A 19,353-nucleotide genomic window follows, 5' to 3' on the forward strand; every position below is an offset into this window, starting at 1 on the left:
CTCAACCCCGCTTCTTGCATGCATGGGCAATCAGCTTGCTGCCACCGCCGCACTCGCACAGTTCGTCGTCGCTGATCTTGAAATTGTTCATGCGCACCGAGTGGTAGCGCTGGAAGTAGGGTTCGATCTTCTTCTCGATGCTGCGATCGAATTCCGGCTTCACCGCGTGCGTGTTGCCGCGTACCACCTTGACGATGCGACCGTCTCGCACCACCAGTTCGCCGTCCTTGAACACCAGTTCCGGCTTCTCGAACATGCGCTCGCGGTCGGCGTCCTCCTTGTAGACGACGATGTCGGCCGCCGCACCCGGCGCCAGATGGCCGCGGTCGGCCAGACCGATCAGCTTCGCCGGTGCGGCCCGCGTCATGATGGCGATCTCGTACAGCGAGTACTCGCGGTCGAGGCCGGCGAGGTTGCTCATCGCGCGCGCATCGGGGTTGATGGTGTCCAGCATCGCATTGCGGAAGCTGCGGTCCATCAGCAGCTTGATCAGGTGCGGGTAGGTCGTGAACGGCGCGCCGTTCGGGTGGTCGGTGGTCAGGAAGACGCGCCACGGGTCATCGACCATCAGGAAGATTTCGAGACCGATCGCCCACTGCAGCGCGTTGACGAAATTCTGGTCCTTGTACTTGAAGGGCACGACACCGCAGCCTGCGTCGCACTCGATGTCCATGATGACCGACTTCTTCGGCGAGCCGTGGTCGGCGTTGCGGTACTGCACCATGTTGTCGCCGGAGGCGGTCACCGTCTGGCCGAACAGGATCTGGCCGACGTCGGCCGTCACGTTCTTCTTCTGGTTGATCGCCTCGGCGATGCGCGCCGCCGCACTCGAGAACTTGCGGTCGCCCTCGGTGCCGTAGCTGTGGAACTGGATGTGCGTCAGGTGGATGGGCAGGCCCTCGGCCGCGTCCATCGTGCCCAGCGTGGTGTCGACGTTGCCCGGCACGCCGAGGTTGCTGGCATGCACGTGCAGCGGCTTCGGCACGCCGAGGTCATGCACCGCGCGCGACAGCACCTTGACGATGTCGCGCGGCGTGATGCCGTAGTAGGCGTTCCGTTCGTCGAGGTCGAGCTTGCGCTGGTTGAACTTGAAGGCGGAAATGCCGCCCGGGTTCACGATCTTGATGCCGACCGTCTGCGTCGCGTTCAGCGTCCAGGCGACGTAGTCGTTGATCGCCTTCTGGTCCTCCTTGGCCGCCATCATGCGCAGGAAGAAATCGTCGCTGCCCAGCATGGCGTAACCGCCGGTGTCGAGAATGGGCGTATCGCCCATTTCCATGTGTGCCTGGCGCGCGTTGATCGGCAGGATGGCCGGCTCGAAGGCGGCCGTGTAGCCCATCTCGGCGTAGCGATAACCCGCCGCCAGCGTGCCGGGTGCTGCGTGACCGCAGCTCGAACGGGTCAGTTCGGTGCGCTCCAGCGGATCGCCGCGGTGATCTTCCGGCAGCATTTCGCGCGCGATGTTCACCTTGCCGCCACCGATGTGGCTGTGCATGTCGATCGCACCCGACATGACGATGCGGCCGGCGATGTTGTACTCGGCGGTGACCTTTTCGTGTTCGTTTGGTCCGGCGACGATGCGACCGTCGCGCACGTAGATGTCGCGCACCTGGTCGTTCACGCCGTTGGCCGGATCGATCACGCGGCCACCGGTCAGTTTGATCAGACTCACGCTCCCACCTCCTTCATCTTGGCCACAATGGCGGCCGTCACCTGCTCCGCCGCGGGCAGCGACGACTTCTTCAGCGCCCGCAACGGCAGCGACACCACCTTGTCGGTGCGCACGAAATGCCCGGTCAGGTGCATGCCGGGCGTGGCCACCGGAATGAACACGCGCGGCTCACTGTCGAGCTTCTGCGTCGGCGGCGCGATCACCACCGTGGGCAGGCCGGTGGCCGGCGGCGCAACCGTGTCGTTCAGGCTGGACAACCACACCAGTGCGTCGGTTTCGCCATTGGCAACCAGGCGCGACAGGCCGTTCTGCAGCGGGTCGAACTTCGGCGTGCCGCTGGCGTAACTGGTACGCATCGGGAAGCCGGTCTGCCACAGGTGCACCGCACCCATCGTCGAATCGCCGTCGTTGCCGGCCAGCGGCAGTGCATTGCAGCGCGTCGTCACGTTGAGCTTGCGGGCGATCGCCGCGATGGCGCCGACGTTCATGTCGACCTGCGGCGTGTCGAAGGCGGACGCCGTCCACACCAGCACGCTGTACTTCGCCGCCAGCAATGCATCAGCCAGTTCCTGCCAGCGAGCAAGCGGGATGCCCAGCGGCGCCTCGCCGGCCACCGGCTGCTTCGCCAGCAGCGCATTCAGCACCGACAGCGCCTCCGGCATGCGTGTCTTGTCGAACTCGAACACGTCGGGCTGACGGCCGTCCGGCGACACGCCGGGCGCCGTGTTCAGGCCGGCGCCGAGATAGACGATGCGGCGGCTGGACGGATCGAAATCGAACATCGATTCCTTCACCCACACCGCGCGCTCGAAGAAGCGCGGCTGACGCGACACCGCGTCGGTGCCGAACAGCACGATCAGGTCGGCGCGGTTCTTCACCTCAGCCAGCGTGGTGTTGATGCCGCCACCGTCCTGCACGGCGCGACTCGCGCGCCAGCCGAATTCGTTGTTGATGTGTTCGACGATGCCACCGGCCAGATCGACCAGTTCCATCGCGCCGCGCGCGCCGTTCAGGTCGAGCGCCATGCCGCCGAACACCGGCTGCTGCGCGCCCGCGAGGATGCGCGCGGCTTCCGCACAGGCCTCTTCGAGCGATGCCGGCTTGCCGTCGATGCGGGCGGACGCGTCCGTCGGAACACCACCGAGTCGCGCAAAACCGTCGCGCGCCCTGTCGCAGCCATTGGCCACGACCGCCAGGCCCTTGCCCGCAGTATCGACGCTCAGGTCGTCACAGGCATGCCCGCACAGCGGACAGGCCACTTCGGTGACGATGGTCGAAGTCGCTTCATTCGTCATGAGTCATCCGTTTCATCCGGTTGATGGAACCCGCAGCCCGCCACGATACAACAAGCGCAAACCGGCGACGGGCGCGCCTTCGCGCGCCGCACTGCAGCATCCGGCAGGACGGACCGCAGCGCGGTCAACCTGTTTCACATGCGTAACAGCGCGATCCGTAAACGACCGTCACCCGACGGTCTTGAACGGCTTCCGGCGCCGTCGCAAAAGCCTTTGCCAGTGAGGCCGCCGAATTTGGGATAATCCGCGCCTTCGCAACGACAGACCCATCGGATGAACGCTCCGCACGCGACCGCCGCCGCCCTGCAAGTCCGGGCACCCGCTCGCCTGCACATGGGGTTCGTCGACCTTGATGGCAGCCTCGGGCGACGCTTCGGCAGCGTCGGCCTCACGCTGGAAGGTCTGAACACCACCCTGCAGATCCGCCCGGCCACAGCGCTGGAAGTCAGCGGCCACGACGCCGAGAGGGCGCGCCGCTACGCCGCGACGATCTGCGAACGCTTCAATCTCCCCCCCGCCCGCATCGACATCACCGGCGCCATTCCATCGCATTCGGGGCTGGGCTCCGGCACGCAACTTGCTCTCGCGGTCGGCATGGCGCTGGCGCGTCTGTACGGCCTGTCGCTGAGTTCGCGTGACGTTGCCGGCCTGCTCGACCGCGGTGCACGTTCGGGCATCGGCATCGGCAGTTTCGATGGCGGCGGTTTCATCGTCGATGGCGGCCGCGGTGCGCTGGACGCCCCACCGCCCATCGTCGCGCAAATGCCGTTCCCGGCGGAGTGGCGCATGGTGCTGATCTTCGATCACGCCTGTCGCGGTCTGCACGGGGCGGCCGAGAAGGAGGCATTCCGCGTGCTGCCGCCCTACAAGGCGGGGCTGGCGGACCGCCTGAGCCGGCTGGTGCTGATGCGTGCCCTGCCGGCGCTGGCCGAGCGCGACATCGACATGTTCGGTGCCGCGATCAACGAATTGCAGCACTGTGTCGGCGACTATTTCGCGCCGGCACAGGGTGGCCGCTACACCAGCGCGCTGGTGAGCAGCGTCGCGGAACACATGGCCGGGCTCGGTGCGGCCTGCATCGGTCAGAGCTCTTGGGGACCGACCGGCTTCGCGCTGGCGCCGTCGGAAGCCGAAGCGAACGCCATGGTGGCGGCTGCGCGCACACGGTTCGCGCAGGCGGAGGGACTGGAATTGATGGTGTGCGCTGCGCGCAACGAAGGTGCGCAGTGGACGGAACTGCCGGGCTGATGCCGCAGGTGCAGACCGGGAATTAGAGGAGAGGTGCGTCACCGCACCCCATAACGACGTAAGAGAGCAGCCAGCCTTCGGGCGGAAAGAGCGAGAGAGATCATGGAAAACCCGTACATCCTGCACATGTTCAGCCCCACCAACAACATCAGCCCCTTCGATGTGAACATGGCGTGCGACGCCGGCTTCCAGGTGCTGATGCCATACTCCGGCGTCGGCCTCGACCAGATCTATGGCCTCACCCAGGACGCCATCTTCTCGCGCGGCCCCAATGGCGTGAAGCGCACCGGCATCTTCATCGGCGGCCGTGACATCGGTCTGGCGGCCGACATGCTCGACGCCTGCCGTGGCGCCATGGTGCCGCCGTTCGAAGTGTCGGTGTTCGCCGACCCGTCGGGCGCCTTCACCACCGCTGCCGCCCTCGTCGCCTGCGTCGAGCGTCAGCTGCGCAAGGCGCACAACACCGAACTCGAAGGCAAGACCGTGCTGGTGCTCGGCGGTACCGGCCCGGTCGGCACCGCCGCTGCAGTGCTGGCTTCCAGCGCCGGCGCCAAGGTATTGGTCGGCAGCCATTCGAGCGCGATGCGCGCCCGCGTCGCCTCGGAAGTCGTGAACACCCGTTACGGTTCGTCGGTCGAGCCGGTCGAAGCGGGTTCGAACGAACAGAAGGAAAGCCTGATGCCCCAGGCCAACGTCATCCTGTGCACGGCGAAGGCAGGCATCCAGGTGCTGAGCAAGGCCCAGCTCCAGAACGCGCGCTCGCTGCTGGTCGCTGCGGACGTGAACGCCGTTCCGCCGGCGGGCATCGAGGGGCTGGGTGTCATGGACGACGGCAAGCCGCTCGGCGCCGGATCGGGCAAGGCCGTCGGCATCGGCGCACTGGCCATCGGCAACGTGAAGTACCTGTGCCAGCGCGGTCTGTTCCAGCGCATGATCAACACCGACAAGCCGGTCTATCTCGATTTCCGCGACGCCTTCGCTACCGCACGCGATCTGGTCGCCTGAGGCGGAATCGCCGACGGAGCGCGGGCCGGTGTCGCACTGGCTCATCGTCGCCGGCAGCGCGCGCGCGCTAGCGCGCGCCTGCGTCGATGCCGGCTGGCGCTGTGACGTGATCGATCCATTTGCCGACAGCGACACCGCGCCACTGGCCCGCTGTCTCGTACGCGGCACGCTGTCCGGTGACCACTTCGACGAGCGGCTGCCGGCGCTGGTCCGGTCGATGGCTGGCGACTGGCGCGGCATCGTCGTCGGCTCGGGTTTCGAAGCCGTCCCGTCCATGCTCGATGAACTGGCCGCGATCGCACCGCTGTATGGCAACGACGCTGCCACGGTCGCCCGTTGCAAGGCGCCGCTGGATCTTGCGGCGAAGGCACACCGGGCCGGTGTGCGCTGCGCGGAGGTCGACATGTCGGGCCCGGTGGCCGGCGACGACTGGCTGATGAAGCCGATAGGCGGCTGTGGCGGCATCGGCGTACGTGCAGCGCGAGCCGGCGAGGCGATCGCCGAGGGCTGGTTCGCACAGCGCCGCATCGACGGCGTGCCGGCGTCGGTGCTGTTTCTCGCCGACGGTCACGACGCGCGCCTCGTCGGCGTCACGCGCCAGTATCCGGGCAGCGTGGCCGGTCCCTACGCCTGGTGCGAAGCGGTCGGCGATCTGCCACTGAGTCCCGCACAGCAGGCGCGGCTGGCGCGCGATGTCGTTGCACTGACGCAGCAGTTCGGTCTGCGCGGTCTGAATGGCGCGGATCTGGTGTTCGACGGCGAGCACGCGGTGCTGGTCGAAATCAACCCGCGGCCCACCGCAACGATGATGCTGTACGAACAACGCGTGGCCGGTGGCCTGTTTGCCGCCCACGTGGCGGCCTGCGAGGGCCGGCTTGACGAGGTCGAACTGCTGGCCGGCGACGCGGTGTACGGACTGCGCGTGGTTTACGCGCCGGACACGCTGCGGATCGGCGACGACGCGGCATGGCCGGCCTGGAGTGCCGACCGGCCACCGGCCGGCAGCACGACGGCGCGCGCGATGCCGCTCTGCACGGTGCTCGCCACGGGCCGCGACGGCGCCGACGTGAGCCGGCTGCTGCGGCAGCGCGAACGACAACTTCTGGACACGCCCGGCCTTTTCGCCGGACAGATGACGACAACAGCCCTTTCGTGAGGAGAACTGAAGATGAGCAACCCTGAACACGGCCCGGTGCTGACCGGCGCACAGCCCAGCGTGGGCAAGCATGTGATGGCCCTGGTCGAGGGGCTGGTGCGCGACGCCGACGCGCTGCGCATCAAGATCGAGCCGCTGCCCGGTGGCGGTCGCGTCATCGACGCCGGCATCAACTGCCCGGGCGGCATCGAAGCCGGCCGCCGCATCACCGAAATCTGCATGGGCGGCCTCGGCACCGCGACCTTCAACACGCGTGAAGCACACTGGCCGCTCATCATCAACGTGCATTCCACGCACCCGGTCGTCGCCTGTCTGGCCAGCCAGTACGCCGGCTGGAGCCTGTCGCACGGCGAAGGCAAGGAGGCCTTCCACGCACTGGGTTCCGGCCCGGGCCGCGCGCTGGCGGTGAAGGAGCCGCTGTACAAGGAACTGGGCTACAAGGACGACGCGAAGCACGCCGTGCTGGTGCTCGAAGTCGACCGTCAGCCGCCAGCCGAGGTGCTGGCCAAGATCCGCCGCGACTGCAATGTGCCCGACGACGGCGTGACGCTCATCCTGACGCCGACGCGCAGCCTCGCCGGCACCGTGCAGGTGGTCGGCCGCGTGCTCGAAGTGGCGCTGCACAAGGTGCACGCGCTCGGCTTCCCGCTGCAGGACATCGTCGACGGCTCGGCCAGCGCACCGATCGCACCGCCGGCGCCCGACTTCCTGAACGCGATGGGCCGCACCAACGACGCCATCCTGTTCGGCGGCGTCGCCCAGCTCTATGTCGATTGCGAAGACGACGCTGCGGCCGATCTGGCGCAGAAGCTGCCCTCCTCCGCCTCGCGCGACTACGGCCGTCCGTTCGCCGAAGTGTTCAAGGAAGTGAAGTACGACTTCTACAAGATCGACCCGATGCTGTTCGCACCGGCCCGCGTGGTGGTGAGCAATCTGCGCACCGGCAAGAGCTTCCGCGCCGGCCAGATCAACACGGAACTGCTGGCCAAGTCCTTCGGCGAGGGCAAGTAATCGGCATGAACGTGCAGCAGGCGGACATCGCCATCGTCACCGACGAGCCGGGCTGGCACGGCGCCCGGCTGCGCGAGGCCTTCCGCGCGCGCGGCCTGCTGGCCCGTTACGTCAGCCTCGGCGACTGCCACATCGATCTGCAGCGCGGCATTTCCGGCGTCGTGATGCCGGGCTTCGAACAGAAGCTGCCGCAGGCGGTGTTCGTGCGCGGCGTGGCCGGCGGCTCGCTGCAGCAGGTGGTGCTGCGCATGGATTTCCTGCACTACCTGGGCGAGTTGGGGATCCCGGTCTACAACCACGCGCGCGCCATCGAGAAGAGCGTGGACAAGGCGATGACCAGCGTGCTGCTGCATCGCGCCGGCATCCCGACGCCGCCGACCTGGGTGACCGAACAGGAAGCCGAGGCGCGCGCGGTGCTGATGCGCGAATTCGCTGCCGGGCACGACGTGCTGGTGAAGCCGCTGTTCGGCTCGCAGGGCGAAGGCATCGTGCGGCTGAAAGCCGGCGATGCGCTGCCGGCGGCCGAGACGCTGGGTAATGTCTGGTACATGCAGCGCTACAGCGCGCGCTCGCGCGACAGCGTCGGCGAGTGGTCGGACTGGCGCGTCATGGTGATCGACGGCAAGCCGGTCGCTGCCATGCTGCGCCGCGGCAAGAGCTGGCTCAACAACGTCGCCCAGGGCGGCGTCTGCGAGGCGATTCCGGTGTCGCCGGACGACGCGCTGATGCGTCTGGCCGTCGACGCCACCCGCGCCTGCGGCATGGATTACGCCGGCATCGACATCCTGCGCGACGACCACGGCGAGCTCACCGTGCTTGAGGTGAACAGCATTCCGGCCTGGAAGGGCCTGCAGAGCGTGACACCGCTGAACATCGCGCAACTGCTGGCCGACGACCTGCTGCGCCGCATTCCGGGCGCCAGCGTGATCGCATGCTGAGTACGCCAGCGGCGGCGCAGCTCGCCACGCTGTTCGAGCGTGCCTGCCGGCTCGACGTCGAGGCGCTCAAGCCGGGCAACGTCGGCCTGCACGGCGACGGTCACCGCATGCAGGTCGATGATTTCATCGCCAGTGCACGGGCCGCTGCCGCACCGCTGTGTCGTCCCGACGCCACAGTCGGCGAGCGCATCGAGGACGCGATGCGCGCCACCTGGCAGGCGGTCGGCTGCAACACCAATCTGGGCATCGTGCTCGGTTGTGCGCCGATCGCCCATGCCGCACTGCATCGAAACAGCGACGAAACGCTCCGCGCATCGCTGCAGCGCACACTGGCCGGACTGACGGTCATCGACGCGTCACACGCGTATGCGGCAATCCGCCTGGCACATCCGGCAGGCATCGGGGAACGCGCCGAGCACGACGTTGCCCAAGCCCCGGTGATCACGCTGCTCGAAGCAATGCAGCTGGCGGCGCACCGGGACAGCATCGCCTCGCTTTACGCAAGCGGTCATGCTCTGGTGTTCGATCATCTGCTGCCGAAGTATGTTGCAGCGCGTCGTCGATGGTGCAGTGAAGCATGGGCAGCGACCACAGTGTTCATGTTCTGTCTCGCATTGATTCCCGACACCCATATCGCGCGCAAACATGGTGCGGAAACGGCGCGCTTGATACGCGAAAAGGGCGTCCAGATGTACGTTCGGCTTGAACAATGTGGCGATCCGGTTATGATGCAAGACGCGCTGATGGCATGGGACGCAGAGCTCAAATCAGCCGGAATCAACCCCGGTACAAGCGCCGATCTGACCGTCGTGACGGCCTTCATGGGCGGCGTGCTCGACTGGATCGAAGGGCGGCATGAAGAGCAGCAGAAGAAGAAGTTTTGATCCTGTGTTTCGCACCCCGGAACATGGGTTACCACCCCGGGGGGGATCTACCCCCTATAACTGCCTTGTAAATGAGGAGATTCAATATGGCGAAGATTAACGGTCTGTGTGTTGGCGAATCCCTGGTTGGTGACGGCAACGAAGTTGCTCACATCGACCTGATCATGGGCCCGCGTGGCAGCGCCGCTGAAGCCGCGTTCGCAAACGCACTGGTCAACAACAAGGACGGCTTCACGTCCCTGCTGGCCGTTGTCGCTCCGAACCTGGTCTGCAAGCCGGCCACCGTCATGTTCAACAAGGTCACCATCAAGGGCGCCAAGCAAGCCGTCCAGATGTTTGGCCCGGCACAGCGCGGCGTTGCAATGGCCGTGGCTGACAGCGTTGCTGACGGCACGATCCCGGCTGACGAAGCCGACAACCTGTTCATCTGCGTTGGCGTGTTCATCCACTGGCTGGCCGACGACGACGCGAAGATCCAGGACTTCAACTACCGCGCTGTCAAGGAATCGATCGCCCGTGCAGTTGCCGGCACCCCGACCGCTGCTGAAGTGGTTGCCAAGAAGGGTTCCGCTGCTCACCCGTTCGCCGCCAACTAAGCTTCACCGCTCAGTTAGCACGAACGCCTCCGGCCGCAAGGCCGGGGGCGTTTTCTTTTGCAGCGTCCGACGCGCCATTGTGCCGAAAGACGACCTTCTCCCATCCGATGACTTCTGTTCAGACCACCCCGAAAGCCGGCCGTCGCGAGTGGACAGGTCTCGCAGTGATCGCCCTGCCCTGTCTGGTCTATGCGATGGACCTGACGGTGCTCAATCTCGCGCTGCCGGCGATCAGCACCGACCTTGCGCCCAGCGCCGCTCAGATGCTGTGGATCATCGACATCTACGGCTTCATGGTGGCCGGCCTGCTGATCACGATGGGAACGCTGGGCGACCGCATCGGCCGCCGACGCCTGCTGCTGGCCGGTGCGGCCGCATTCGCGCTGACCTCGGTGCTGGCCGCCTTCGCCAGCAGCCCCGGCACGCTGATCGCGGCGCGTGCCCTGCTCGGCGTGGCCGGGGCGACGCTGGCGCCGTCCACGCTTTCGCTGATCCGCAACATGTTCCATGACGAGCACGAACGACAGTTCGCCATCGGCATCTGGATCACCGCCTTCTCGGTCGGCAGTGCGCTCGGTCCGCTGATCGGCGGCGTCATGCTGCAGTACTTCTGGTGGGGCTCGACCTTCCTGCTGGCGGTGCCGGTGATGGCACTGCTCCTGCTGCTCGGCGCCTCTCTGCTGCCGGAATACCGCGACGAACACGCCGGCCGCATCGACCTGCCCAGCGTCGCGCTGTCCCTGTCCGCCGTGCTGAGCACGATCTACGGTCTGAAGCACGCGGCGACGCTCGGGCCCGATGCGCTGGCGCTCGCCGCCGTGCTGGTGGGCGTGAGCCTCGGCGTGCTGTTCGTGCGGCGTCAGCGGACCATCGCCTACCCGCTGCTCGACGTCGCCCTGTTCCGCCGCCCTGCCTTCAGCGCCACAGTGGCCGCCTACGCGCTGTCCTGCCTGGCGATGTTCGGCGTCTACATCTTCATCGCCCAGCATCTCCAGTTGGTGCTCGGCCTGTCTCCGCTCGAAGCGGGCGTCGCCATCCTGCCGTGGTCGCTCGGCTTCGTGTTCGGTTCGCTGCTGACGCCGCGACTGGCGCGTCACGTGTCGGCGGTGTCGATACTGGTGTGGGGCATGGCGATCACCGCCGTCGGCTTCGCGCTGCTGACGCTGATCGACGGCCCGCACGGCCTCGCCGTGCTGGTCGTCGCTACCGTCGTGATGAGTCTGGGCATGGCGCCGGTGTTCACGATAGGCAACGACATCATCGTCGGTTCGGCGCCGCCGGAACGCGCCGGCGCAGCCGCGGCACTGTCGGAAACCAGCGCCGAGTTCAGCGGCGCGCTGGGCATCGCGCTGTTCGGCAGCTTGGGCACGCTGATCTACCGGCACCTGCTGAGCGGAAGCATGCCAGCCGACTTGCCGGCGGCGTTGTCAGCCGGTGCGCTATCGACCATAGGCGGTGCGGTCGCTGCCGCCGCACAGTTGCCCGCGCCAGCCGGCCCCGCGCTGCTGTCGGCCGCGCACGCCGCGTTCACCGACGCGCTGCAGTTCACCGCCGCCTGCGGCGCGGTACTGGTGGCGGGCGCCAGCCTGCTCGTCGCCCGCATCCTGCGCGTACCGGCGCAAGCTGCCGCCGGGGCCGACGCGCGCTGAAAGCTCAGCGCAGTGCGGCCAGAGCCTGCGCCAGTTCAGGCACGCTGGCGACAGCAAGGTCGACCGGAACCGCCGCCGCTGACTCGCCCCGCCCGGCGCCGAACTCGTCCGGCCGCGCCAGAAAGGCGGTACGCAGACCGGCTGCAGACGCGGCTGCCAGATCGGACGAATGCGCCGCCACCATCAGCGTCTGCGCCGGTGCCAGATCGAAAGCGTCGGCCGCCGCCAGATACACCACCGGCCGCGGCTTGTAGTCGCGCGCCACTTCGGCACCCAGCACCGCGTCCCAGATGAAGCCATTGCGCCGCGCCAGATCCACCATCAGCGCGATATGTCCGTTCGAACATGGCGCGATCCGGTAATCACGACGCAGCCTCTGCAGCCCCTCCGCCACGTCAGGCCAGGCATCGAGGCGGTGCCAGGCCAGGTTCAGCGCGACGCGCGTCGCCTCGTCGCAGTCGTCCAGCCCAGCGCGGGCGAGCACGATGTCGAGGTTGCGCCGATGCAGCCGGTCCAGCTTGCAGAACGGAATGCGCCCGGCGCGCACTTCCTCCATCGCCGGCTGGTACTCGGCCCGCCACGCATCGGCCAGCGCAAAAGCATCGGCGCGATCGCCGAACACAGCCTGCAATTCGCGCGCGATCGAGGTGCGCCAGTCCACCAGCGTGCCAAACACGTCGAACACCACCGCCTTCACGTCCTTCATGAGACCTCCGCTCCGTTGTCACGCGGCACGATTATCCGCGCGCAATGGCGGAGCGCCATGTCCGGGCGGAACGCACGGCCATCGATGTTCAAGCGGTGAAGTTCTGCGAGACTGGTGATCGCAAGACCGCCCACCCTTCTGGAACAGGATTCCGGATGACTTTCCCGCCCGCCTACCCGCTGCTCGCCGATGCCGTGCTGCTGCTGCACTTCGCCGTCGTGCTGTTCGTCGTCGGCGGACTGCTGCTGGTGATCGTGGGTAACCGGCTGCGCTGGCGCTGGGTCAACGCGCTGTCCTTCCGGCTGGCCCATTTGGCCGCCATCGGCATCGTCGTGGCGCAGGCCTGGCTGGGTCAGACCTGTCCGCTGACCACGCTCGAAATCTGGCTGCGTCGGCAGGCCGGGGAAGCGACCTACCGTGCCAGTTTCATCGAGCACTGGGTGCAGCGCCTGCTCTACTACGAAGCGCCGTCCTGGGTGTTCACGCTCGCCTATTCACTGTTCGCGCTGGGGGTGCTGGCGGCATGGTGGTACTTCCCGCCGCGGCGAGGCAGATGAACATCCGGGCACCGCGGCACGAGGCCTGCGGCATGCATCCGCAGCGTCGCGGCCAAGGCCGCTCCCACAAGGATTGCGCTCGATCGAAGGGTGAAGCCGGGATTCTGTGAGAGGGGTCTTCCGACCCCGACAGCAGCCTGCACCGAAGCCGCGACCGTCGATGGCCGCGCATCGCTCAGTAGGCACCCGCCTCCACCGCCTGCAGGCCCAGAATCGCCTGCCGCATGTCGCCGTCCTTCGGCTCCGCCTTGCTGCAGGCCTGGTCGCAGCCGCCCAGTATCGGGCAGCGCCCGAACAGTTCGGCCGCCCAGTCGACGAAGGCGCGCACCTTGGGCGACAGGTGACGGTTCTGCAGATAGACCACCGAAATCGGCATCGGTGACGGCCGCCACTGCGGCAGCACTTCGCGCAAGGCGCCCGACTGCAGATGGGCCTGCACCATGAAGCGCGGCGGCTGGATCAGGCCGAATCCCTGCAGCCCGCAGGCGACATAGGCGTCGCCGTCGTTCACCGACACCTTGCCCGGCACTTTCACCTCGGTCACCTCACCATCGACCACGAAATCGAGGTCGTAGATGCGACCGGTGCGGCTGGAAAAGTAGTGCACGGCACGGTGCTGCTGCAGGTCGTCCAGCGCGAGCGGCGCGCCGTGGCGCTCGATGTAGTCGGGCGACGCGCAGGTGACGGTTTCCATCGTGCCGATGCGTCGCGCGACCAGTGTCGAGTCCTGCAGTTCGCCGATGCGGATGACGCAATCGACGCTCTCACGCACCAGATCGACCGGACGATCGCCCATGCCGATGGCCAGTTCGATGTCCGGGTAGCGGCTGTGGAACTCGCACATGCGCGGAATCAGCACCAGCCGCCCGACCGGCGCCGGCACGTCGATGCGCAGACGGCCCTTGGGCCCGCGCGCGACCTCGCGGAAGGACGCTTCGGCCTCCTCGACGTCGGCCAGGATGCGCGCACAGCGCTCGTAATAGGCCGCGCCGTCCGGCGTCAGGCTGATGCGCCGCGTCGTGCGGTTGAGCAGCCGCACCTGCAGCAGGTTTTCGAGGTTCTGCACCGCGGTCGTGACGGTGGCACGCGGCAGGCCGAGGCTGTCGGCGGCGCGTGTGAAGCTGTTCGAATCGACGACGCGGGTGAACACCTGCATGGCCTGGAAACGATCCATGGCGCAACTCCGGACAAGGGTGGGCAAGCAAGCGCGCACCGGACCTCCGTCCGATTATTCGCGCTCAACAAACAGTGTTACCAGAATAGACCAGTTTATCCATAGCGCGCCAACATACAGAATCCGGTCACACCTTGACCCCGGCATGACCGGCAGGACTGACCGCATGAATCTGCTGTACCCCGACGCGCACGGCACCGCTGCACCGCACGTGCGCAACATCGACATCGCCGGCCCGCACGGCCGCCTGCCGCTGCGCATCTACCAGCCGCGTTCGGACACCTTGCTGCCGCTGGTGATCTACCTGCACGGCGGCGGCTTCGTCGGCGGATCGCTGGACGACGCCGACGTGCCGGCGCGCCATATCGCGGCGACGCTGCCCGCGGTCGTGGTGTCGGTCGATTACGCGCTGGCGCCGGCACACCCGTTTCCGGCCGCGCCCGAGGACGCCTACGCGGCGACGCTGTGGGCCGCCGACAACGCGGCCACGCTGGGCGCCGACGCACAGCGCATCGCGGTCGCCGGCGACGACGCCGGCGGCAACCTCGCCGCCAGCCTGGCGCTGATCGCGCGCGACCGGCAGGACGTGCACATCGCGGTGCAGGTGCTGATCGGGCCGATGCTGGACCCGAGCATGACGCGCACCGGCGACGCCGCGCGGCTGCAGTCCGACCTCAGCGCCGAAGACTGTGCCGACTGCTACCGCCAGTACCTGCCGCAGCTGTCGCAACGCCTGCACCCCTACGCCGCGCCGCTGGAATCGTGCCGCCAGGCCGGTCTGCCGGCAGCCTACATCGCCACCGCCGGGCGCGACCTGCTGCATTGCGAAGCCGAGAAATATGCCGCGGCGCTGATCGCCGCCGGCGTGCACACCCAGGTCGAGCGTTTCGCCGGCATCACGCATGCCGCCTTGCTCGCCCATCCGCCACTGCTCGACGGCGTCGTCCAGTTCCTGCGCTGCCGGCTCGGCCGCACGCAGGCCGGTCACAACGACGCACAGCACGCCGTCTGAACACCGACCCGATACCCCTTCACTCCATCCAACCCTCCAGCAAGGAAGCCGCCATGTCCATCCCGCATACGCGCACCGCCCTCGCCCTCGTCATTACCGCACTGATCGCCACCGGCGGTTTCGCCGTGCTGCGCGCACAGGCCGACACGCCGCCCGCCGCAGCTGCGGCGCCGGCCGCCACCCCGGTCGAGGTGGCCGAAGTCAGCCGCCAGACCATCATCGACTGGCAGGATTACTCAGGCCGGTTGGAGGCGGTGGACCGCGTCGAAATCCGCCCGCTGGTGTCGGGCACGCTGACCGCCGTGCATTTCCGCGACGGCGCGCGCGTGAAGAAGGGCGACGTCCTGTTTACCATCGACCCGCGCCCCTATGCCGCCGAAGTCGAGCGCGCGCAGGCGCAGCTGGCCGCCGCCGAAACGCGCGCCGGCTACACCGCGACCGAACTGGCGCGCGGCCAGAGGCTGGCAGCCGACAACGCGATCGCGAAGCGCGACCTCGACGAGAAGCAGAACGCCGCGCGCGAAGCCGCCGCCCAGGTGCAGGCGGCGCAGGCCGCGCTGACCGCGGCGAAACTCAACCTCGAATACACACGCATCACCGCACCGGTGTCCGGCCGCATTTCGCGTGCCGAAGTGACCGTCGGCAATATCGTCGCCGCCGGCGCCGGCACCACGCCGCTGACCACGCTGGTGTCGATGGACAAGATCTACGCCGCCTTCGACGTCGACGAACAGAGCTTCCTGAAATACGTGAATCCGGCCCGCGCCGCCGGCGGCGAGCCGGTGCCGGTCTTCCTCGGCCTGGCCGACGAAGAGGGCCACTCGCGCCGCGGCACCGTCGCCTCGGTCGACAACCGGCTCGACACCTCGTCCGGCACCATCCGCGTGCGCGCCGTGTTCGACAACGCCGACGGCCTGCTGCTGCCCGGCCTCTATGCGCGCATCCGCCTCGGCGGTGGCGCCCCGCGCGAAGCGGTGCTGATCGACGAACGCGCCATCGGCACCGACCAGGACAAGCGCTTCGTGCTGGTGGTCGACGAAAGCAACCGCACCGCCTACCGCGAAGTGCGGCTCGGCGCCCGCCAGAGCGGCCTGCGCATCATCGAGAACGGCCTGAACGCCGGCGAACGCATCGTCGTCAGCGGCCTGCAGCGCACCCGCCCGGGCGACACCGTGGCACCGAAGAGCGTGCCGATGAACCGCGAAAGCCTGGTCGATGGGCCGGTGCAGCCGGCCCGTCGCAGCGCGAACGTAAAGGCCTGATCCGATGAATATTTCCAGATTCTTCATCGACCGGCCCATCTTCGCCGGCGTGCTGTCGGTGCTCATCCTGCTCGCCGGCGCCCTGTCGCTGTTCCAGCTGCCGATTTCCGAGTACCCGGAAGTGGTGCCGCCGTCGGTCGTCGTGCGCGCCCAGTTCCCGGGCGCCAACCCAAAGGTGATCGCCGAAACCGTGGCCTCGCCGCTGGAAGAGGCGATCAACGGCGTCGAGGACATGCTGTACATGCAGTCGCAGGCGAACAGCGACGGCAACCTGACGCTGACCGTCTACTTCAATCTCGGCATGGACCCCGACAAGGCGCAGCAACTGGTGCAGAACCGCGTGTCGCAGGCGATGCCGCGGCTGCCGGAGGACGTGCAGCGACTCGGCGTGACCACGCTCAAGAGCTCGCCCACGCTGACCATGGTGGTGCACCTGATTTCGCCCGACAACCGCTACGACACCACCTATCTGCGCAACTACGCCGTCATCAACGTGAAGGACCGTCTGGCGCGCATCAAGGGCGTCGGCGAAGTGGGTCTGTTCGGCTCCGGCAACTACGCGATGCGCGTGTGGCTGGACCCGCAGAAGGTGGCCCAGCGCAACATGACCGCCAGCGACGTGGTGCGCGCGATCCGCGAACAGAACGTGCAGGTCGCGGCCGGCGTCATCGGCGCATCGCCGAACGCGGCCGACGTGCCGTTGCAGCTCTCCGTCAACGCGCAGGGCCGGCTGCAGACGGTCGAGGAGTTCTCGGACATCATTCTGAAGTCCTCGCCCGACGGCAGCATCACGCGCCTGGCCGACGTCGCGCGGGTCGAACTGGCGGCCTCCGAATACGGCCTGCGCTCGCTGCTCGACAACAAGCCGGCGGTGGCACTGCCCATCCGCCAGGCGCCGGGCGCCAACGCGCTCGACGTGTCGGCCGCGGTGCGCGAAACCATGGCCGAGCTCTCCAAGGATTTCCCGCCCTCGGTCGAATACCGCATCGTCTATGACCCGACGCAGTTCGTGCGCGCGTCGATCAAGGCAGTCATCGTGACGCTGCTCGAAGCGATCGCGCTGGTGGTGCTGGTGGTCATCGTGTTCCTGCAGACCTGGCGCGCCTCCATCATCCCGCTGCTGGCGGTGCCGGTGTCCATCGTCGGCACCTTCTCGCTGATGCTGGGCTTCGGCTACTCGATCAACGCGCTGTCGCTGTTCGGCATGGTGCTGGCGATCGGCATTGTGGTCGATGACGCCATCGTGGTGGTCGAGAACGTCGAGCGCAACATCGCCGAAGGCCTGTCGGCGCGTGAGGCAACCTATCGCGCAATGCAGGAAGTGAGCGGCCCCATCATCGCCATCGCGCTGACCCTGGTCGCCGTGTTCGTGCCGCTGGCTTTCATGACCGGCCTGACCGGCCAGTTCTACAAGCAGTTCGCGATGACCATCGCCATCTCGACGGTGATCTCCGCTTTCAACTCGCTCACGCTGTCGCCGGCACTGGCGGCCATGCTGCTGAAGGGTCACGACGCCAAGCCGGACGCGCTGACGCGGGCGATGAACGCCGTGTTCGGCGGCTTCTTTGCACGCTTCAACCTTTTCTTCAACCGCAGTTCGGACAGCTACGGGCGCGGCGTCAGCGGCATGATCCAGCGCAAGGGCGCGGCCATGGGCGTCTATGCCGTGCTGCTCGGTGCGACGGTCGGCCTGTCCTATCTGGTGCCCGGCGGCTTCGTGCCGGCGCAGGACAAGCAGTACCTGATCAGCTTCACCCAGCTGCCGGCCGGCGCGTCCATCGACCGCACGGAAGACGTGATCCGCCGCATGGGTGAGATCGCGCTGGCCCAGCCGGGCGTCGAGAACGCGGTCGCCTTCCCGGGGTTGTCGATCAACGGCTTCACCAACAGCTCCAGCGCCGGCATCGTGTTCGCGACGCTGAAGCCTTTCGACGAGCGCAAGAGCCCGGAGCTTTCGGCCGGTGCGATCGCGGCATCGCTGAACGCCAAGTTCGCCGACATCAAGGACGCCTACATCGCGGTGTTCCCGCCGCCGCCGGTGATGGGTCTGGGCACGCTGGGCGGCTTCAAGCTGCAGCTGCAGGACCGCGGTGCGCTCGGCTACGCCGAACTGGAAGCGGCCAAGGAAGCCTTCATCGCCGCCGCCGCCAAGGCGCCTGAACTCGGCCCGACCTTCTCCAGCTACCAGATCAACGTGCCGCAGCTCGACGTCGATCTCGACCGCGTGAAGGCCAAGCAGCTCGGCGTGCCGATCACCGACGTGTTCGACACCATGCAGATCTACCTCGGCTCGCTCTACGTGAATGACTTCAACCGCTTCGGCCGCGTCTATCAGGTGCGTGCCCAGGCCGACGCGCCCTTCCGCGCCGAAGCCGCCGACATCCTGGCGCTGAAAACGCGCAACGCAAATGGCGACATGGTGCCGCTGTCCTCGCTGGTCAAGGTGAAGCAGAGCTTCGGCCCGGAAATGGTGGTGCGCTACAACGGCTACACCTCGGCCGACATCAACGGCGGCCCGGCGCCCGGCTATTCGTCCGACCAGGCGCAGGCCGCGGCCGAGCGCATCGCCGACGAAGTGCTGCCGCGCGGCGTCAAGTTCGAGTGGACGGACCTGATCTACCAGAAGATCCTCGCCGGCAACGCCGGGGTGTGGGTGTTCCCGATCAGCGTGCTGCTGGTGTTCCTGGTGCTCGCCGCGCAGTACGAAAGCCTGACGCTGCCGCTGGCCGTCATCCTCATCGTGCCGATGAGCATCCTGGCCGCGCTGACCGGTGTCTGGCTCACCGCCGGCGACAACAACATCTTCACGCAGATCGGTCTGATGGTGCTGGTCGGGCTGTCGGCGAAGAACGCCATCCTGATCGTCGAATTCGCCCGCGAACTGGAGCTGCGCGGCCGCGGCATCGTCGAGGCGGCGATCGAAGCCAGCCGGCTGCGGTTGCGCCCGATTCTGATGACGTCCATCGCTTTCATCATGGGCGTGGTGCCGCTGGTCACGTCGAGCGGTGCCGGCGCCGAAATGCGCCATGCCATGGGCGTGGCGGTGTTCTCCGGCATGCTGGGCGTCACCTTCTTCGGCCTCTTCCTGACCCCGGTGTTCTACGTGCTGCTGCGCAAGATCTCCGGCAAGCGCCTCACCCACGCCGGCCACACGCCGCTGCCCGATGTCGCAGCCGTCGCCCACTGAT

At 67.5% G+C, this 19,353-nt stretch carries 16 protein-coding genes; 12 read left to right on the top strand and 4 right to left on the bottom strand.

All coding sequences use genetic code 11. From position 1 onward, the window contains the following. Position 1: 1 nt before the first annotated feature. Together METFAM1_RS0105520 and METFAM1_RS0105525 are read right to left on the bottom strand one after the other, a co-directional pair. Complete coding sequence (locus tag METFAM1_RS0105520) at positions 2–1,672, bottom strand: formylmethanofuran dehydrogenase subunit A (RefSeq protein WP_019918603.1); 1,671 nt, start codon at positions 1,670–1,672, stop codon at positions 2–4. Next, the gene (locus tag METFAM1_RS0105525; protein ID WP_019918604.1) at positions 1,669–2,967 is read right to left on the bottom strand and encodes a hypothetical protein; all 1,299 of its coding nucleotides are present in this window, start codon (positions 2,965–2,967) and stop codon (positions 1,669–1,671) included. Before METFAM1_RS0105525 ends, METFAM1_RS0105520 begins: the two co-directional genes overlap by 4 nt. A gap of 273 nt (positions 2,968–3,240) precedes the next feature. Here METFAM1_RS0105525 and METFAM1_RS0105530 point away from each other — a divergent pair, with 273 nt between their 5' ends. From METFAM1_RS0105530 to METFAM1_RS0105565, 8 genes are all read left to right on the top strand, one after another. After that, on the top strand, positions 3,241–4,215 hold the full coding sequence (locus METFAM1_RS0105530; protein ID WP_019918605.1) for a beta-ribofuranosylaminobenzene 5'-phosphate synthase family protein: 975 nt from the start codon (positions 3,241–3,243) through the stop codon (positions 4,213–4,215). 102 nt (positions 4,216–4,317) lie between these two features. Beyond that, the gene (locus METFAM1_RS0105535) at positions 4,318–5,220 is read left to right on the top strand and encodes an NAD(P)-dependent methylenetetrahydromethanopterin dehydrogenase (RefSeq protein WP_019918606.1); all 903 of its coding nucleotides are present in this window, start codon (positions 4,318–4,320) and stop codon (positions 5,218–5,220) included. A gap of 28 nt (positions 5,221–5,248) precedes the next feature. After that, on the top strand, positions 5,249–6,376 hold the full coding sequence (locus tag METFAM1_RS0105540) for an ATP-grasp domain-containing protein (protein ID WP_019918607.1): 1,128 nt from the start codon (positions 5,249–5,251) through the stop codon (positions 6,374–6,376). Between the two features lie 12 nt (positions 6,377–6,388). Beyond that, positions 6,389–7,387 (top strand): methenyltetrahydromethanopterin cyclohydrolase, encoded by a 999-nt coding sequence (gene mch, locus METFAM1_RS0105545; RefSeq protein WP_019918608.1) that lies wholly within the window; start codon positions 6,389–6,391, stop codon positions 7,385–7,387. Positions 7,388–7,392: 5 nt separating this feature from the next. Beyond that, positions 7,393–8,325, top strand: coding sequence for an ATP-grasp domain-containing protein (locus METFAM1_RS0105550; protein ID WP_019918609.1), 933 nt, complete (start codon positions 7,393–7,395; stop codon positions 8,323–8,325). Then, entirely contained in the window at positions 8,319–9,209 is an 891-nt protein-coding gene (locus METFAM1_RS0105555; RefSeq protein ID WP_019918610.1) for a triphosphoribosyl-dephospho-CoA synthase, read from the top strand. Before METFAM1_RS0105550 ends, METFAM1_RS0105555 begins: the two co-directional genes overlap by 7 nt. An 86-nt stretch (positions 9,210–9,295) precedes the next feature. After that, positions 9,296–9,805: a formaldehyde-activating enzyme gene (gene fae / locus METFAM1_RS0105560; RefSeq protein ID WP_019918611.1), complete on the top strand. Its 510-nt coding sequence runs from the start codon at positions 9,296–9,298 to the stop codon at positions 9,803–9,805. A gap of 107 nt (positions 9,806–9,912) precedes the next feature. Further along, on the top strand, positions 9,913–11,454 hold the full coding sequence (locus METFAM1_RS0105565; protein WP_024300495.1) for an MFS transporter: 1,542 nt from the start codon (positions 9,913–9,915) through the stop codon (positions 11,452–11,454). A gap of 4 nt (positions 11,455–11,458) precedes the next feature. Here METFAM1_RS0105565 and METFAM1_RS0105570 read toward each other — a convergent pair whose 3' ends face one another. Continuing rightward, positions 11,459–12,160 carry a haloacid dehalogenase type II gene (locus METFAM1_RS0105570; protein ID WP_019918613.1) on the bottom strand — a complete coding sequence of 234 codons (702 nt, stop codon included), beginning with the start codon at positions 12,158–12,160 and terminating at the stop codon, positions 11,459–11,461. A 155-nt stretch (positions 12,161–12,315) separates the two neighbouring features. On the opposite strand from METFAM1_RS0105570, the gene METFAM1_RS0105575 reads away from it, so the two are divergent. Then, a complete protein-coding gene (locus tag METFAM1_RS0105575; protein WP_019918614.1) occupies positions 12,316–12,717 on the top strand; it encodes a DUF2784 domain-containing protein in 402 nt (133 codons plus the stop codon). 175 nt (positions 12,718–12,892) lie between these two features. Here METFAM1_RS0105575 and METFAM1_RS0105580 read toward each other — a convergent pair whose 3' ends face one another. Next, on the bottom strand, positions 12,893–13,891 hold the full coding sequence (locus METFAM1_RS0105580; RefSeq protein WP_019918615.1) for a LysR family transcriptional regulator: 999 nt from the start codon (positions 13,889–13,891) through the stop codon (positions 12,893–12,895). 166 nt (positions 13,892–14,057) lie between these two features. Here METFAM1_RS0105580 and METFAM1_RS0105585 point away from each other — a divergent pair, with 166 nt between their 5' ends. From METFAM1_RS0105585 to METFAM1_RS0105595, 3 genes are read left to right on the top strand one after another with little or no spacing between them, the layout of a single operon-like run. Continuing rightward, the gene (locus METFAM1_RS0105585; RefSeq protein WP_024300496.1) at positions 14,058–14,903 is read left to right on the top strand and encodes an alpha/beta hydrolase; all 846 of its coding nucleotides are present in this window, start codon (positions 14,058–14,060) and stop codon (positions 14,901–14,903) included. A gap of 53 nt (positions 14,904–14,956) precedes the next feature. Continuing rightward, the gene (locus tag METFAM1_RS0105590; RefSeq protein ID WP_019918617.1) at positions 14,957–16,165 is read left to right on the top strand and encodes an efflux RND transporter periplasmic adaptor subunit; all 1,209 of its coding nucleotides are present in this window, start codon (positions 14,957–14,959) and stop codon (positions 16,163–16,165) included. Positions 16,166–16,169: 4 nt separating this feature from the next. Beyond that, positions 16,170–19,352, top strand: a complete 3,183-nt coding sequence (locus METFAM1_RS0105595) for an efflux RND transporter permease subunit (RefSeq protein ID WP_019918618.1) — start codon at positions 16,170–16,172, stop codon at positions 19,350–19,352. Position 19,353 lies beyond the last annotated feature (1 nt).

Origin of the sequence: Methyloversatilis discipulorum (assembly GCF_000527135.1) — a bacterium.
Classification (GTDB): Bacteria; Pseudomonadota; Gammaproteobacteria; order Burkholderiales; family Rhodocyclaceae; genus Methyloversatilis; species Methyloversatilis discipulorum.

Coding starts and splice junctions, on each gene's coding strand:
- METFAM1_RS0105580 (WP_019918615.1), bottom strand. CDS start 13,891: ATGGATCGTTTCCAGGCCATGCAGGTGTTCACCCGCGTCGTCGATTCG.
- mch (WP_019918608.1), top strand. CDS start 6,389: ATGAGCAACCCTGAACACGGCCCGGTGCTGACCGGCGCACAGCCCAGC.
- METFAM1_RS0105535 (WP_019918606.1), top strand. CDS start 4,318: ATGGAAAACCCGTACATCCTGCACATGTTCAGCCCCACCAACAACATC.
- METFAM1_RS0105555 (WP_019918610.1), top strand. CDS start 8,319: ATGCTGAGTACGCCAGCGGCGGCGCAGCTCGCCACGCTGTTCGAGCGT.
- METFAM1_RS0105550 (WP_019918609.1), top strand. CDS start 7,393: ATGAACGTGCAGCAGGCGGACATCGCCATCGTCACCGACGAGCCGGGC.
- METFAM1_RS0105525 (WP_019918604.1), bottom strand. CDS start 2,967: ATGACGAATGAAGCGACTTCGACCATCGTCACCGAAGTGGCCTGTCCG.
- METFAM1_RS0105590 (WP_019918617.1), top strand. CDS start 14,957: ATGTCCATCCCGCATACGCGCACCGCCCTCGCCCTCGTCATTACCGCA.
- METFAM1_RS0105595 (WP_019918618.1), top strand. CDS start 16,170: ATGAATATTTCCAGATTCTTCATCGACCGGCCCATCTTCGCCGGCGTG.
- METFAM1_RS0105575 (WP_019918614.1), top strand. CDS start 12,316: ATGACTTTCCCGCCCGCCTACCCGCTGCTCGCCGATGCCGTGCTGCTG.
- METFAM1_RS0105530 (WP_019918605.1), top strand. CDS start 3,241: ATGAACGCTCCGCACGCGACCGCCGCCGCCCTGCAAGTCCGGGCACCC.
- METFAM1_RS0105565 (WP_024300495.1), top strand. CDS start 9,913: ATGACTTCTGTTCAGACCACCCCGAAAGCCGGCCGTCGCGAGTGGACA.
- fae (WP_019918611.1), top strand. CDS start 9,296: ATGGCGAAGATTAACGGTCTGTGTGTTGGCGAATCCCTGGTTGGTGAC.
- METFAM1_RS0105570 (WP_019918613.1), bottom strand. CDS start 12,160: ATGAAGGACGTGAAGGCGGTGGTGTTCGACGTGTTTGGCACGCTGGTG.
- METFAM1_RS0105585 (WP_024300496.1), top strand. CDS start 14,058: ATGAATCTGCTGTACCCCGACGCGCACGGCACCGCTGCACCGCACGTG.